1 rRNA gene is annotated in these 723 nt (G+C 47.9%); it reads right to left on the reverse strand.

Annotated elements, in window-relative coordinates:
• Positions 1 to 619 (reverse strand): 23S ribosomal RNA (locus ACCD07_RS32275); the annotation flags it as partial.
• Between the last annotated feature and the right edge of the window lie 104 nt (positions 620 to 723).

Genomic DNA, 723 nt, shown 5'->3' on the forward strand with positions numbered 1-723 from the left:
GGCTTCCCTATATGGTTAACCTTGCCACTGAATGTAAGTCGCTGACCCATTATACAAAAGGTACGCAGTCACGGAACAAGTCCGCTCCTACTGTTTGTATGCACACGGTTTCAGGATCTATTTCACTCCCCTCCCGGGGTTCTTTTCGCCTTTCCCTCACGGTACTGGTTCACTATCGGTCGATTACGAGTATTTAGCCTTGGAGGATGGTCCCCCCATATTCAGACAGGATTTCTCGTGTCCCGCCCTACTTGTCGCACGCTTAGTTCCACACATCGCATTTCGAATACGGGGCTATCACCCGCTATGGCTCCTATTTCCAGAGGATTCTTCTATGCGTCATGCTAAAACGTGCAGGCTCTTCCCATTTCGCTCGCCACTACTTTGGGAATCTCGGTTGATTTATTTTCCTGCAGCTACTTAGATGTTTCAGTTCGCCGCGTTCGCCTTGCATACCTATGTATTCAGTATGCAATACCCATAAAGGGTGGGTTTCCCCATTCGGAAATCTGCGGATCAAAGCTTGTTTGCTAGCTCCCCGCAGCTTATCGCAAGCTACTACGTCCTTCATCGCCTGTAATCGCCAAGGCATCCACCATGTGCACTTATTCACTTGTCCCTATAACGTTAGCCCCTTGCGACTAAACAAAGGAGCGGTTATAGAAATAAGAAGTACTACGTTGTTGCGTTTGTTGATACATACAATCATTACCCATCGTATCC

The organism is Duganella sp. Dugasp56 (genome assembly GCF_047304105.1).
GTDB classification, from domain to species: domain Bacteria; phylum Pseudomonadota; class Gammaproteobacteria; order Burkholderiales; family Burkholderiaceae_D; genus Rugamonas; species Rugamonas hordei.